Consider the following 12,725-nt stretch of genomic DNA (forward strand, 5'->3'; position numbering starts at 1 on the left):
GCGGGGGGTGGCGGACCCGGGCCGGGCCGGGGGGGGGGGGGTCCCCCGGCCCGCGGCGGGGCCGGGCCGCGGGCCGGGGGCCGGAAAGCCGCGTGCTGGAGATCAGCATGATCACGCAGGGGCTGAAGGCCATCGCCAAGGAGCTGTCGGTGCCGGTGGTCGCGCTGTCGCAGCTCTCGCGCCAGGTGGAGAGCCGGGAGGACAAGCGGCCGCAGCTCTCGGACCTGCGCGAATCCGGCTCGATCGAGCAGGACGCCGACATGGTGATGTTCATCTACCGCGACGAGTACTATCTCGCGCAGCGCCAGCCGAAGGAGATGTCCTTCGACAACTCGGAAAAATTCGGCGCGGCGGTCGAGAAATGGCAGAAGGACATGGAGGAGGCGCACAACAAGGCGGAGCTGATCATCGCCAAGCAGCGCCACGGTCCGACCGGCACGATCAGGCTGTTCTTCGAAGGCGAGTTCACCCGCTTCGGCGACCTGGATACGCAGCATGACGGGGGCTATGGGGACTAGGTGATCCCCGCCCGTCCCGGCCAGGCCGTCCTTCGCGTCGATCTCGCCGCCATCGTCGCCAATTGGCGCGACCTCGTGGCGCGGCATGGCGCGCCCTGCGCCGGCGTGGTCAAGGCGGATGCCTATGGCCTCGGCGCCGGCCAGGTCGCCCGCGCGCTGCGGGACGCGGGCTGCACCACCTTTTTCGTGGCACATCTGACGGAGGGGATGGCGCTGCGCGCCGCCCTCGGCCCCGGCGCCGACATCGTCGTGCTCGACGGCTTCCCGCCCGGCGCCGACGAGGATGCCGGCCTGGTCCCGGTGCTGAACCATCTCGGCGATGTCGCGGCCCATGCCGGCGCCGGCAGCCGCGCCGTGCTGCATCTCGATACCGGCATGTCCCGCCTCGGCCTGGATGCGCAGGAACAGGCCAGGCTGGCCGGGGATCGCGCGATGCTCCATGGGGTGCGGCTGCTCCTCGTGATGAGCCACCTGGCCTGCGCGGATGAGCCGGGCCATCGTCTGAACGAGGTCCAGCGCGCGCGCTTCGCCGCGGCCGCCGGCCGCATCGCCCCGGGCGTGCCGCGCAGCTTCGCCAATTCCTCCGGCATCTTCCTGGGCGAGGCCTTCCGGTCGGAGCTCGCCCGGCCGGGCTGCGCGCTCTATGGCATCAACCCCACCCCCGGCGCGCCGAACCCGATGCGCCAGGCGGTGCGGCTGGAGGCGGAGATCCTGCAGGTGCGGGAGATCGCCGCCGGCGACACGGTGGGCTATGGCGCATCCTGGCAGGCGGCGGGGCCGCGGCGGATCGCGACCGTTGCGGCGGGGTATGCCGATGGCTACCTTCGCGCGCTGTCGGGCCGGTCGCTTGCGCTGCTGCGCGGAAGGGCCGTTCCCCTCATTGGCCGGGTGTCCATGGATCTGACGACCTTCGACGTGACCGATGTGCCGGAGGCCGCGCCGGGCGAACGCGTGCTGCTGATCGGCGGGGCAGGAAACACGCCCGACGACGTCGCCGCGCGCTGCGGCACCATCGGCTACGAGATCCTCACCTCGCTCGGGGCGCGCTACCTCCGCCTCCATGAAGGCGCCTGAGCCCTTGGATCGTGCGCTCGACCTGACAGCCGCACTCGGCCGCGCGGCGATCCTCGTGCTGCGCGGCGCCGGGGCCGTGGCGCTGTTCGCGGCGGAGGCGGTGAGCCACCTGTTCCGCCCGCCCTTCTACGGCAGGCTCTTCCTGCGCGCCTTCATCGAGATCGCCTGGTTCAGCCTGCCGGTGGTGGCGCTCACGGCGGTGTTCACCGGCATGGTGCTGGCGCTGCAATCCTACACCGGCTTCGCGCGCTTCAATGCGGAAGGGGCGGTGGCGAATGTGGTGGTGCTGTCCATCACGCGCGAACTGGGCCCCGTGCTGGCGGGGCTGATGGTGGCCGGGCGCATCGGCGCGGCCTTCGCCGCCGAGATCGGCACGATGCGCGTGACCGACCAGATCGACGCGCTGACGACGCTTTCGACCAACCCGATGAAGTATCTCGTCACGCCGCGGCTGGTGGCCGGCACCATCGCGCTGCCGCTGCTGGTGGTGGTGGCGAACATCCTGGGCGTGATGGGCGGCTGGCTGATCGGCACGCAGCAGCTCGGCTTCGCCTCCGGCGCCTATCTCAAGGCGACCTTCGACTTCCTGCAGAACTGGGACGTGATCTCGGGCCTGATCAAGGCGGCGGTGTTCGGCTTCGTGGTGACGCTGATGGGCTGCTGGTGCGGCTACAATTCGGGCGGCGGCGCGCAGGGCGTGGGGCGGGCGACGACCTCTGCGGTGGTGTCGAGCTCGATCCTGATCCTGGCGCTGGACTACGTGCTGACGGCGATGATGTTCACGCGATGAGCGGCGCGGAGGATGTCCCGCGCGCCGAGGGCGCGACGCCGAAGATCCGGCTGCGCGGACTGGCGAAAAGCTTCGGGCCGAAGGTGGTGCTCGACGGCGTGGACCTGGACATCCGCGCGGGCCATTCGATGGTGATCCTGGGCGGGTCGGGCTCCGGCAAGTCGGTGACGATCAAGTGCATCCTGGGGCTGATCACGCCCGATGCCGGCCTGATCGAGATCGACGGGCGCGACCTCTCGACGCTCTCGCGGCGCGAGCGCGAGGCGGTGAACGACCGGATCGGCATGCTGTTCCAGAACGGCGCGCTGTTCGATTCGCTGCCGGTCTGGGAGAATGTCTGCTTCAAGCTGCTCGCCCAGAACCGCATCACGCGCCGCGCCGCGCGCGACAAGGCGGCCGAGGTGCTGGCGCAGGTGGGCCTCGCGGCGAGCGTGGGCGACCTCTACCCCAGCGAGCTCTCGGGCGGGATGCAGAAGCGCGTGGGCCTGGCGCGTGCCATCGCCGCCGAGCCGGACATCATCTTCTTCGACGAGCCGACCACGGGGCTCGATCCCATCATGGGCGCGGTGATCGACGGGCTGATCGTGGATTGCGTGAAGCGGCTGGGTGCTACGGCCGTCAGCATCACGCATGACATGGCGAGCGCGCGCCGGATCGGCGACGACGCGGCGATGATCCATCGCGGGAAGATCGTGTGGCGTGGCGCGGCGGCGACGCTCGGCGAGACGGGCAACGCGATGGTGGACCAGTTCGCGCGCGGGGAGCGCGAGGGGCCGATCCAGATGGAGCTGCGGAAGTAGGTTGCTTGCACAGGTTGCCTAACGTGTGTATAAAGTGCGCAAAGAAAACGAGTCCTGGGGAGGAGAGACGCGCAAACGTCCTGGAAATGGGGGACATCACACGTGCGTTTTTCCGACGTTACGCACCTGCTCAAGGCAGCAGGTTGGATTGAGGTTGGAGGCAAAGGCAGTCACCGCAACTTCCGGCACCCGGACAAGCCCGGAAAGGTCACCGTTCCCTTCCATGGCAGTCGCGACCTGACAATCGGCGTTGTCCGTTCCATCGAGAAGCAGGCGGGCCTGAACCTTCTGCCGAAGCGCAAATGACGAGGATCGCGTGACCACCCAGGTCTATCCGGCCATTCTCGTGAAGGACGCTGGCGCGCCGGCCAACGCGCCGATCGGCGTCGTCTTCCCCGATCTTCCGGGCTGCACAAGCCAGGGCGACGATGCGCGCCACGCCGCAGTGATGGCGCTGGAGGCGCTTGCGACGCATGCCGAAGCGCTGGTCGCGGACGGCGAGGACCTGCCGGAGCCCTCCGCACCCGGCATCGTGCCCGATTGGCTCGACCCGGAGGAGAGCGAGGTCGTTGCTCATGTGCTGGTGCCGCTGGAACTGCCGGGGCGCAGCGTGCGCGTGAACATCACCATGGATGAGGGGCTGCTGCAGCGCGTGGACCGCGCGGCGGCGAGTCATGGCTTCACCCGGTCCGGGCTTCTGGCGGAAGCGGCGCGGAACTGGCTTCGCCGCGACAGGGAGCCGCCGCGCCGCCGTCGGGCCTGATCCCGAAACGCCCTTCATTCTTCGCGCTGGGCGGGTTATCACGCTTCGTGTTCCCGTCCCGTTCCAGAGGGCAGACTTGGCCAAGGATCGCACCCGTTTCGTCTGCCAGGCCTGCGGCGCCGTCGCGCCGAAATGGCAGGGGCGCTGCGACGCCTGCGGCGAATGGAACACGCTGGTCGAGGAAGTGGCCGAGGCGCGCGGCCCCGGCCCTGCGGCCAAGGCGGCCGGCGGGCGGCGGCTGGAATTCGTCGGCCTGGAAGGAAAGTCCGCGCCGCCGGCGCGCATCCTGACCGGGATCGCGGAGCTCGACCGCGTGCTCGGCGGCGGCTTCGTGCCGGGCTCGGCGGTGCTGGTCGGCGGCGATCCGGGGATCGGCAAGTCCACCATCCTGCTGCAGGCCGCCGCCCGCATCGCCGCCGCGGGCCGCCGCGCGCTCTATGTCTCGGGCGAGGAGGCGGTGGAGCAGGTGCGGCTGCGCGCCGCCCGGCTCGGGCTTGCCAAGGCCCCGCTCGGCCTCGCCGCCGCGACCAGCCTGCGCGACATCGCCGCCGGGCTGGAGGCGGAAGGCGAGGCGGCGGTCGTGGTGATGGATTCGATCCAGACCGTCTGGCTCGACGCGCTCGATTCCGCACCCGGCACGGTCAGCCAGGTGCGCGCCTGCGCGGCCGAGCTGATCCGGCTGGCGAAGACCCGCGGCTTCGCGCTGGTGCTGGTCGGCCATGTGACGAAGGAAGGCACATTGGCCGGGCCGCAGGTGCTGGCCCACATGGTGGATGCCACGCTGCATTTCGAAGGCGATCGCGGCCACCAGTTCCGCATCCTGCGCGCGGTGAAGAACCGCTTCGGCGCCACCGACGAGATCGGCGTATTCGAGATGACCGAGCAGGGGCTGATGGAGGTCGCCAACCCCTCCGCCCTGTTCCTGGCCGAGCGTCGCGGCAATGTCTCGGGCAGCGCGGTCTTCGCCGGCATCGAGGGCACGCGGCCGGTGCTGGTGGAGGTGCAGTGCCTGCTCTCGCCCTCGGCCGGCGGCAGCCCGCGGCGGCAGGTGGTGGGCTGGGATTCCGGCCGGCTTTCCATGCTGCTGGCGGTGCTGGAGGCGCGCTGCGGCATGGGGCTCGGCATGAACGACGTCTTCCTCAACGTCGCAGGCGGTCTGCGCATCGCCGAGCCTGCCGCGGACCTCGCGGTGGCGGCGGCGCTGGTGAGTGCGGCGACCGACCGCCCGACCGATCCCGGCATGGTCTTCTTCGGCGAGATCGGCCTGTCGGGCGAGGTGCGCCAGGTCGCGCAGGCCGAGGCGCGGCTGCGCGAGGCGCGAAAACTCGGCTTCGAGGCCGCGACCCTGCCGCGGCGGATCGCCCGCGGCAACGCGCCGCTGCCCGCCGTGCCCGGGCTGACGCTCAAGGAGGCCGGGCATCTGGCGGACCTGGTGGCGGCCTTCGCCGCGGGCACCGTCCGGCGGAAGAAGGATGCGACCGCGCCGGCAACCGGCTGAGTGACACCCCACACCCCGCCCGCTATACCCCCCGCGCGATGACCTGGGTCGATGGCGTGGTCCTGGCCGTGCTGCTTCTTTCGGCAGGACTGGCCTATTTTCGCGGAATGGTGCGCGAGGTGCTGGGCGTCGGCGCTTGGCTCGGCGCGGCCATCGCCGGCCTGTTCGGCGCGCCCGCCGTCACGCCGATGGTCGCGGCCTATGTCCAGCCGGAATGGCTGGCATCCGGCGTCGCGGTCGGCGGCATCTTCCTCGTCGTCCTCGTCGTGCTGAAGATCCTGATCCACTGGATCGCGGGCCATGTGCAGCGATCGGCGCTCGGCGGCGTGGACCGCGCCCTCGGCTTCGTCTTCGGCCTGGCCAGGGGTGCGTTCGTGGTCGTGCTTGCCTATATCGTGGGCGGGCTGGCGGTGCCGGCGATGGAACGCTGGCCCGATCCGGTGCGGGATGCCCGGAGCCTGCCGCTCGCCGAGCAGGGCGCGCGGTGGGTGGTGGAGAAGCTGCCGCCCGATTTCCGCCCGCTGCTGCCCCAGCAGGGCGCGCAGCAACCGGGACTCGATCAGATACTCCGGCCGCCGGCGCGCAGCCGGACCTGAAGGACCACGATGGACCATACGGCCGAACACGACCCCGGCGACGACGACAAGCCGCATGAGGAATGCGGCGTGGTTGGGGTGTGGGGCAGCGCGGATGCCTCCGCGCTCGCCGCCCTCGGCCTGCACGCGCTGCAGCATCGCGGGCAGGAGGCGGCGGGCATCGTCTCCATGGAGGAGAACGGGGTCTTCCATTCCCACAAGGGCCGCGGGCTGGTCGGCGACAATTTCGGCGACGCCGCGGTGATCGCCGGCCTGCCGGGCCGCGCCGCGGTCGGGCACAACCGCTACGCGACGACGGGCGAGACGGCGCTGCGCAACGTGCAGCCGCTCTACGCCGATTTCGAGTTCGGCGGCTTCGCGGTGGCGCATAACGGCAACCTGACCAATGCGCACACGCTGAAGCGCGCCCTGGTGCGGCGTGGCTGCCTGTTCCAGTCCACCACCGATTCCGAGGTCTTCGTCCATCTCATCGCCATCAGCCTCTACTCCACCGTCACCGACCGGCTGATCGACGCGCTGAAGCAGGTGCAGGGCGCCTACAGCCTGGTGGCGCTGCACAACGGCGCGCTGCTCGGCGCGCGCGATCCGCTCGGCGTGCGGCCGCTGGTGATCGGGCGCCTGCCCGCGGGCGGTCCACGGGGCGCCTACGTGCTGGCGTCCGAGACCTGCGCGCTCGACATCGTGGGCGCCGAGTTCGTGCGCGACGTGGAGCCGGGCGAGATCGTGGTGATCGACGATGCCGGGCTGCGTTCCCTGAAACCCTTCGCGAAGCAGCCCAGCCGCTTCTGCATCTTCGAGTACATCTACTTCGCGCGGCCGGATTCGATCGTGGAAGGCACGCCCGTGTACGACACGCGCAAGCGCATCGGCGCCGAGCTGGCGCGGGAGAGCGGCGTCGCGGCCGACGTGATCGTGCCGGTGCCGGATTCCGGCGTGCCGGCGGCGATGGGCTATGCGGCCGAGGCGGGGCTTCCCTTCGAACTCGGCATCATCCGCAACCATTATGTCGGCCGCACCTTCATCGAGCCGACCGACCAGATCCGCCACCTGGGCGTGAAGCTGAAGCACAGCGCCAACCGCGCGATCATCGAGGGCAAGCGCGTGGTGCTGGTGGACGATTCCATCGTGCGCGGCACGACGAGCCGCAAGATCGTGGAGATGGTGCGCGCCGCCGGCGCGACCGAGGTGCATATGCGCATCTCCTCCCCGCCCACGACGCATTCCTGCTTCTACGGGATAGACACGCCGGAGCGGAGCAAGCTGCTGGCGGCGAAGCACGACGTGGCGGAGATGGCGCGCATCATCGGCGCCGACAGCCTGGCCTTCATCTCGCTGGACGGGCTCTATCGCGCGCTCGGCCAGACGGGGCGCGACGCGGCGAGCCCGGCCTTCTGCGACGCCTGCTTCACCGGCGACTACGCCATCCCGCTGCTCGACCAGCAGGACAACGCGCAGCGCCCCGTCTCCCTGCTGGCCGCGGCGAATTCGTGATGGAACAACCCCTGAAGGACCGCGTGGCGCTGGTCACCGGCGCCTCCCGCGGGATCGGCGCGGCGCTGGCGGTGGAACTCGCCCGGCTCGGCGCGCAATGCGTGCTGGTGGCGCGCACCCAGGGCGGGCTCGAGGAGACGGATGACGCGATCCGCGCCGCGACGGGGCGCGGGGCGACGCTGCTGCCGATGGACCTGCAGAAGCAGGAGAAGGACCTCGACATGCTGGGGCCGTCCGTCGTGGAGCGCTTCGGCCGGCTGGACATCCTGGTCCACAACGCGGGCGCGCTGAACAAGCTGACGCCGGTGGCGCATGTCGAGCCGCGCGACTGGGCCGAGGTGATGGCGGTGAACCTGACCGCGGCCTGGCGCCTGATCCGCACCTGCGATCCGCCGCTGCGCGCTTCCGATGCCGGGCGGGCGGTGTTCGTCACGACCGGGCGCGTGCTGCGGCCGAAGGCCTATTGGGGCATGTACGGCGCTGCCAAGGCGGGGATGGAGCACCTGGTCCAGACCTGGGCGCAGGAGGTCACCAAGACGACGCTGCGCGTGAACCTGGCCGATCCGGGGATCGTCGCGACCAAGATGCGGGCGCTCGCCTTCCCGGGCGAGGATCCCGCCACGCTGGCGCAGCCCGCCGCCATCGCGCCCGGCCTCGCCGCGCTCTGCCTGCCGTCCGAGACGCGCAACGGCGCGCGTGTGGAGATCGCGCCGCAGGCCTAACGCGCCTCGGGCCGCAGCGTCCGCTCCAGGTTCTGCGAGTAGCGGCTCATCGCGAAGCACAGCACGAAGTAGACGCCGGCGGCGAAGAGATAGGCCTCGGTCGGGAAGCCGAGCCAGTTCGGGTCGCCGAGCGCCGCGCGCAGCGTCGTGAAGAAGTCGAAGACGCCGATCACCACCACCAGGGTCGTGTCCTTGAACAGGCCGATGAAGGTGTTGACCTGCGCCGGGATGGTGATGGTGAGCGCCTGAGGCAGGATCACCAGCCGCATCTTCTGCCAGTAGCCGAGGCCGATCGCGTCCGCGGCCTCGTATTGTCCGCGCGGCATCGCCTGCAGGCCGCCGCGCACCACCTCCGCCATGTAGGCGGCGGTGAACAGCGTGTAGGCGACCAGCACGCGGATCAGCCGGTCTATGGTGACGCCCTCCGGCATGAAGAGCGGCAGCATGATCGCCGCCATGAAGAGCAGGCTGATCAGCGGCACGCCGCGCACGCATTCGATCACCGCGGTGCAGAACCAGCGGAGCAGCGGCAATTCGCTGCGCCGGCCGAGCGCGAGCAGGATCGCCAGGGGATATCCAAGCGCCAGGCCATAGACGGCGATGATGCCGGTGATGGTCAGCCCGCCCCATTGCCGCGTCTGCACGTAGGAGAGGCCGAAGACGCCGCCCTGCATCAGCAGCCACATCGCCGGCGCCGCCACGGCCCAGCCGAGCAGCAGCCAGCCTCCCCAGAAGCGGCGGATGGTGGAGGCGATCACCATCGCGACCAGGATCGCGATCATCGTCGCCGGCCGCCAGCGTTCCTCATAGGGATAGAGGCCGAAGATCGAGAACCAGAACTTCTCGCGCACGAAGGCCCAGCAGGCGCCGCCGGCGGCGCGGCAGGCCTGCGCGTTGCCGTCCCAGGTGGCGTTGGTCACCGCCCAGGCCCAGAGCGGCGGCACGGCGAGCCAGAGCACGGCGAGGCAGGCGAGGGTGATCACGCTGTTCACCGGGCCGGCGAAGCAGGTGCGGAGGAAGGCGGCGGCGCGTTCGGGGAAGGCGGGGCCGGCGGGGGCGGTGGTCGCGCTCATCGGATCAACGCTCCTTCAGCAGCGCGACGCGCGAATTGTACCAGTTCATCAGCGCCGAGGTGACGAGGCTGATGATCAGGTAGACGGCCATGAAGATGCTGATCACCTCGATCGCCTGGCCGGTCTGGTTGATCGAGGTGTTGGCCACGCTGACGAGGTCCGGATAGCCGATGACGACCGCTAGCGAGCTGTTCTTCGTCAGGTTCAGGTATTGCGAGGTCAGCGGCGGGATGATGACGCGCAGCGCCTGCGGCAGGATCACGAGGCGCATGATGCGCCCGCCCGGCAGGCCGAGCGCGCGGGCGGCTTCCCACTGGCCCTTGTGCACGCTCTGGATGCCGGCGCGCACGATCTCGGCGATGAAGGCGGAGGTGTAGACGACGAGGCCGATCAGCAGCGCGAAGAATTCGGGCGAGAGCGAGAGCCCGCCCTCGAAGTTGAAGCCGGCGAGCTCGGGCCACTCCACGGTGGGCACGAAGCCCGCGGCGAGGGCGAGCGCGGGGAAGCCGAACAGCATGGCGAGGCCGGGCAGCACGGTCGGGCGGCGCTCCCCGGTCGCGACCTGCCGCGCGCGCTCGCGCCGCAGCAGCAGCCACCAGCCGATCGCGCCGGCGACCGCGGCCGCGAGGAAGGCATAGAGGGCGGGCTCGGCCAGCAGGGCGGGGATCTTCACGCCGCGCTGGGAGAGGAAGACGCCGGGCAGCGGGTTGAGCGCCTGGCGCACCGAGGGCAGCTGCAGCAGCACCGCGTGCCAGAACACCAGCTGCAGCACGAGCGGCGTGTTGCGGATCACCTCGATGTAGCCGCCGACCAGGCCGCGCAGCAGCGGGTTCGAGGAGAGCCGCGCGAGGCCAAGCAGGATGCCGAAGACGGTGCAGAGCGCGATGCCGACCACGGCGACGCGCAGCGTGTTGAGCAGGCCGACGGTCAGCGCGCGGCGATAGGTGTCGGCGGGCGTGTATTCGATCGGGCTCTCGCCGATCGGGATGCCGGCGGAGCGGTCGAGGAAGCCATAGCCGAATTGCAGGCCGCGCGCGGCCATGTTGGCCTGGGCGTTCGACCAGAACCACCAGCCGAGGCCGATCACCGCGACCAGTAGGCCCGCCTGGATGAGCAGGCCGCGGGCGGAGCCCGGCAGCGGGATCAGGCCGCGCGCCGGCGGCATGACGGCGGATGTCGTGCTGCTCATGCGCGGGGGATCCGTGGTCGGTGGCCTGGCTGGGAACTGGGGGGTGGGGGGATGGCCCCCATCCCGGCCCTCCCCCGCAAGGCGGGGGAGGGCGATGTCACGCGCTCAGCGCGCGGGCGGGGCGTAGAGCAGGCCGCCGCGCGTCCAGATGTTGTTCATCCCGCGCTCCAGACCGAGCGGCGTGTTCGTGCCGAGGTGGCGCTCGAAGATCTCGCCGTAGTTGCCGAAGGTGCGGATGATCTGGCGGACATAGTCGGGGCGCGCCGCGCCCAGGCTCTCGCCCATGTTGCCCTCGACGCCGAGCAGGCGGCGCACGACGGGGTTGGTGGAGGAGCCGGCGATCTGCTCCACATTGGCCTGCGTGATGCCGAGCTCCTCGGCGTCGATCAGGGCGAAGGTGGTCCAGGCCACGATGTTGGTCAGCTCCTCGTCGCCCTGGCGGATGGTGACGGCCAGCGGCTCCTTCGACAGGCGCTCGGGCAGGATGACGTGGTCGGCCGGGCGGGTCAGCAGCGTGCGCTGCGCGGCCAGCGCGGCGAAGTCGTTGGTGAAGACGTCGCAGCGGCCGCTGTCGTAGGCGCGGCGGATCTCGTCGAGGTCGGCGATCACCACCGGCGTGAAGCGCAGGTTGTTGGCGCGGAAGAAGTCCGCGATGTTCAGCTCGGTCGTGGTGCCGGGCTGCACGCAGACCGTCGCGCCGCCGAGCTGGCGGGCGCTGGTCACGTTCAGGCGGCGGGGCACCATCAGCGCCTGGCCGTCATAGAAGGTGATGGCGGGCTGGTTGAAGCGGTTGACGTTGGTGTCGCGCGTGAGCGTCCAGGTCGTGTTGTTGGACAGCACGTCCACCTCGCCCGCGGAGAGCGCCGGGAAGCGGCTCTGCGTGGTGACCGGGACGAATTCGACCTTGGAGGGGTCGCCGAAGATCGTGATCGCGATGGCGCGGCAGATCTCGACGTTGAAGCCGCCCCAGCGGCCCTGGCTGTCGGGCACGCCGAAGCCGGGGTTGGACGGGCCCTGCACGCCGCAGCGCAGCGTGCCGCGCTGCTTGATCTGGTCCAGGTCGCGCCCGGCCAGCGCGTCGTTCACGCCGAACGCCATCACCGCCGCCGCGGCCGCGGCGAGCATCGTCAACTTCATCGGTTTCTCCCTCGTCTCCCGGCGGCCGAAGGGCTGCGGCCGCGAAGCCGCGCACATCGCAGCGCGACCGCAAAATTGCAAGAGCGCAATCTACGCTTCATGTTTGGGAAATTTTGCGGCGCCGCCCCGGCTACGGGCAGCCTGCCGCATCCTTGCGCGGCCGGCGCCCAGGCAGCGGGCACCGGCCGCCGGGGGTCAAGGATCGCCCCGGCTCAGCACCAGCAGCGTGTCCTCCTGCCGCGGCAGGATCTCGGCGATCGTGACGCGGTGCAGCGCGCCGTCGAAGCCGAGCTCGCGCAGCCGGTAGCGGTCGGCGATGGCGCGCAGCGTCTCCTCCGGCGCATCGCAGCGCAGGGCGTTGAACTCCATCAGCACCGTGATGTCGGGGCTGCGGTCGAGCACGCGCTGCATGCCGGCCCAGACCTGCTCCTCCGCGCCCTCCACGTCGATCTTGATGAAGTCCACCTTCCCCTCCGCCACGTCGTCGAGCGGCGCGGCCCGGACGGCGACCTCCAGCGTGTCCTCCTCGTCCTCGGCGGCGGGGGGCGGCGTGCCTTCGGGCAGCAGGCGGCCGTTCTTCGGATCGGACAGCGCGGCGCGGAAGCGCAGCGTGCCGGCGCGGTCGGACGCGGCCAGCCGGCGGACCGCGGCGGTGTGCCAGAAGCCGTTGAGCGCGAGGCTGCGCTCGCACAACAGCGCGAGCCTGGGATTGGGCTCGAGCGCCAGCACCTTGCCCTGCCGGCCGACCAGGTCGGCCATCAGCACCGCGTAGTAGCCGAGATTGGCGCCGACATCCCATGCCACCTGGCCGGGCCGGATGCAGCGCAGCATGAATTCGGTGCACCACATCTCCCAGTAGCCGTCGAGCATCAGATGCGGCGCGAGGCCCAGGTCGCGGCTGTCCACCAGGAACTTGTACTTCCCCAGCACGCGGCACAGCACCGTGTGCTGGTCGAGCGTGACGGTCTGGCAGCGCGCCCGCACCGCCGCCTGCAGCAGCGCCCGCGGCGGCGCCGCGCGCAGCTCGTCGAGCGTCAGCAGCGAGCCGGGCTCGTGCTGCGCAGCGGCGCCGGC

13 protein-coding genes and 1 pseudogene are annotated in these 12,725 nt (G+C 70.8%); 10 read left to right on the forward strand and 4 right to left on the reverse strand.

Translation table 11 applies throughout. The features are described 5' to 3' along the window. Positions 1-80: 80 nt before the first annotated feature. The 10 genes and pseudogenes from AC1MIR_RS18280 to AC1MIR_RS18325 form a co-directional block, all read left to right on the forward strand. Positions 81-518: pseudogene (locus AC1MIR_RS18280) on the forward strand (DnaB-like helicase C-terminal domain-containing protein); the annotation flags it as partial. Next, a complete protein-coding gene (alr, locus tag AC1MIR_RS18285) occupies positions 519-1,592 on the forward strand; it encodes an alanine racemase (RefSeq protein ID WP_480029626.1) in 1,074 nt (357 codons plus the stop codon). Between the two features lie 4 nt (positions 1,593-1,596). Continuing rightward, positions 1,597-2,382: an MlaE family ABC transporter permease gene (locus tag AC1MIR_RS18290; protein ID WP_480029627.1), complete on the forward strand. Its 786-nt coding sequence runs from the start codon at positions 1,597-1,599 to the stop codon at positions 2,380-2,382. Then, positions 2,379-3,182 carry an ABC transporter ATP-binding protein gene (locus AC1MIR_RS18295; protein ID WP_480029628.1) on the forward strand — a complete coding sequence of 268 codons (804 nt, stop codon included), beginning with the start codon at positions 2,379-2,381 and terminating at the stop codon, positions 3,180-3,182. The genes AC1MIR_RS18290 and AC1MIR_RS18295 overlap by 4 nt, the downstream gene beginning before the upstream one ends. Positions 3,183-3,284: 102 nt before the next feature. Further along, positions 3,285-3,488 (forward strand): type II toxin-antitoxin system HicA family toxin, encoded by a 204-nt coding sequence (locus tag AC1MIR_RS18300; RefSeq protein ID WP_480029629.1) that lies wholly within the window; start codon positions 3,285-3,287, stop codon positions 3,486-3,488. A 10-nt stretch (positions 3,489-3,498) separates the two neighbouring features. Then, a complete protein-coding gene (locus AC1MIR_RS18305) occupies positions 3,499-3,945 on the forward strand; it encodes a type II toxin-antitoxin system HicB family antitoxin (RefSeq protein ID WP_480029630.1) in 447 nt (148 codons plus the stop codon). A 76-nt stretch (positions 3,946-4,021) separates the two neighbouring features. After that, positions 4,022-5,443: a DNA repair protein RadA gene (gene radA / locus AC1MIR_RS18310; protein ID WP_480029631.1), complete on the forward strand. Its 1,422-nt coding sequence runs from the start codon at positions 4,022-4,024 to the stop codon at positions 5,441-5,443. A 38-nt stretch (positions 5,444-5,481) separates the two neighbouring features. Further along, positions 5,482-6,039, forward strand: a complete 558-nt coding sequence (locus tag AC1MIR_RS18315) for a CvpA family protein (RefSeq protein WP_480029632.1) — start codon at positions 5,482-5,484, stop codon at positions 6,037-6,039. Between the two features lie 9 nt (positions 6,040-6,048). Then, the gene (purF, locus tag AC1MIR_RS18320; protein WP_480029633.1) at positions 6,049-7,530 is read left to right on the forward strand and encodes an amidophosphoribosyltransferase; all 1,482 of its coding nucleotides are present in this window, start codon (positions 6,049-6,051) and stop codon (positions 7,528-7,530) included. Then, complete coding sequence (locus tag AC1MIR_RS18325) at positions 7,530-8,252, forward strand: SDR family NAD(P)-dependent oxidoreductase (RefSeq protein ID WP_480029634.1); 723 nt, start codon at positions 7,530-7,532, stop codon at positions 8,250-8,252. Before purF ends, AC1MIR_RS18325 begins: the two co-directional genes overlap by 1 nt. Here the strand turns inward: AC1MIR_RS18325 and AC1MIR_RS18330 are convergent. The 4 genes from AC1MIR_RS18330 to AC1MIR_RS18345 form a co-directional block, all read right to left on the reverse strand. Next, a complete protein-coding gene (locus AC1MIR_RS18330; RefSeq protein WP_480029635.1) occupies positions 8,249-9,325 on the reverse strand; it encodes an amino acid ABC transporter permease in 1,077 nt (358 codons plus the stop codon). The two genes, AC1MIR_RS18325 and AC1MIR_RS18330, sit on opposite strands and share 4 nt — an antisense overlap. A gap of 4 nt (positions 9,326-9,329) precedes the next feature. Next, a complete protein-coding gene (locus AC1MIR_RS18335) occupies positions 9,330-10,514 on the reverse strand; it encodes an amino acid ABC transporter permease (RefSeq protein ID WP_480029636.1) in 1,185 nt (394 codons plus the stop codon). A gap of 105 nt (positions 10,515-10,619) precedes the next feature. Beyond that, positions 10,620-11,651: an amino acid ABC transporter substrate-binding protein gene (locus tag AC1MIR_RS18340; RefSeq protein WP_480029637.1), complete on the reverse strand. Its 1,032-nt coding sequence runs from the start codon at positions 11,649-11,651 to the stop codon at positions 10,620-10,622. Between the two features lie 195 nt (positions 11,652-11,846). Then, on the reverse strand, positions 11,847-12,725 hold an 879-nt coding region (locus AC1MIR_RS18345; RefSeq protein WP_480029638.1), incomplete at its 5' end, for an FkbM family methyltransferase.

The organism is Falsiroseomonas sp. RANM36 (genome assembly GCF_056682175.1).

What these genes read in the sequence shown, in the direction of transcription:
- AC1MIR_RS18295 (WP_480029628.1), top strand. Translation starts at nt 2,379, where the DNA reads ATGAGCGGCGCGGAGGATGTCCCGCGCGCCGAGGGCGCGACGCCGAAG.
- AC1MIR_RS18315 (WP_480029632.1), top strand. Translation starts at nt 5,482, where the DNA reads ATGACCTGGGTCGATGGCGTGGTCCTGGCCGTGCTGCTTCTTTCGGCA.
- purF (WP_480029633.1), top strand. Translation starts at nt 6,049, where the DNA reads ATGGACCATACGGCCGAACACGACCCCGGCGACGACGACAAGCCGCAT.
- AC1MIR_RS18325 (WP_480029634.1), top strand. Translation starts at nt 7,530, where the DNA reads ATGGAACAACCCCTGAAGGACCGCGTGGCGCTGGTCACCGGCGCCTCC.
- AC1MIR_RS18330 (WP_480029635.1), bottom strand. Translation starts at nt 9,325, where the DNA reads ATGAGCGCGACCACCGCCCCCGCCGGCCCCGCCTTCCCCGAACGCGCC.
- AC1MIR_RS18335 (WP_480029636.1), bottom strand. Translation starts at nt 10,514, where the DNA reads ATGAGCAGCACGACATCCGCCGTCATGCCGCCGGCGCGCGGCCTGATC.
- AC1MIR_RS18340 (WP_480029637.1), bottom strand. Translation starts at nt 11,651, where the DNA reads ATGAAGTTGACGATGCTCGCCGCGGCCGCGGCGGCGGTGATGGCGTTC.